This is a genomic window from Desulfovibrio sp. JC022, assembly GCF_010470665.1.
Lineage (GTDB): Bacteria > Desulfobacterota > Desulfovibrionia > Desulfovibrionales > Desulfovibrionaceae > Maridesulfovibrio.
The window spans coordinates 1-631 of record NZ_VOPZ01000062.1; the positions used below are offsets into that span (position 1 = coordinate 1).

The 631-nt window shown below is 52.1% G+C and carries 1 protein-coding gene; it reads left to right on the forward strand.

Annotation, left to right across the window (positions count from 1 at the left end; translation table 11 throughout):
- Window positions 1-631, forward strand: a 631-nt coding sequence (locus tag FMS18_RS20255; protein WP_163296453.1) for an RHS repeat-associated core domain-containing protein, incomplete at both ends; no start/stop codon positions are given.

The window sequence follows — 631 nt, forward strand, 5'->3', positions numbered from 1 at the left end:
GAACAGCAATCCCGAACATGATCCGCTGCTCGGTTTCTGCGGTGGTCTCTACGACTGCAACACCGGACTGATCCATTTCGGCTACCGCGAGTACGATCCTGTCATCGGCAGGTTCATATCTCCTGATCCGCTSGGATATGCTGGCGGGGATGTGGATGTTTACGGCTATTGTTTGAATGATCCGATTAACTTTGTGGATAGGAACGGATTGCAGAGCAGCAGTGAAGAGAGTGACAGTGATACTTCAGGAACTGGCGGAAACAGCACTGCATCCGAGAGCACTGAAAGTAAGTCATCTAGTTCCGGTGGTTATGCTGGAGGAGATTTTGGCCCAGGCTATAACGGAACCAGCGGAAGTGCCTACGGCCCCACAGACGCCGGTTGGGGATACAATACTGATCCGGGAGGTTCACACTATGGCGGTAATACTCTTGGCGGCGAAGGGCAGAATAAAAATGCGAGAAACAGTGGTCAAAATGCTAAAAACAATGCGAACTATGCTCAAGGGAGCGCGCAGGCTACAACTGACCTAAACCAATCAGGTGCGCGGAAAGGTCAGGCAGTGGCGGACTCTGCTAATGCGTTGGCGGCTAAGCAGGCTCAAGTTACTGCAAAAGAGCAGGAGAAGCAG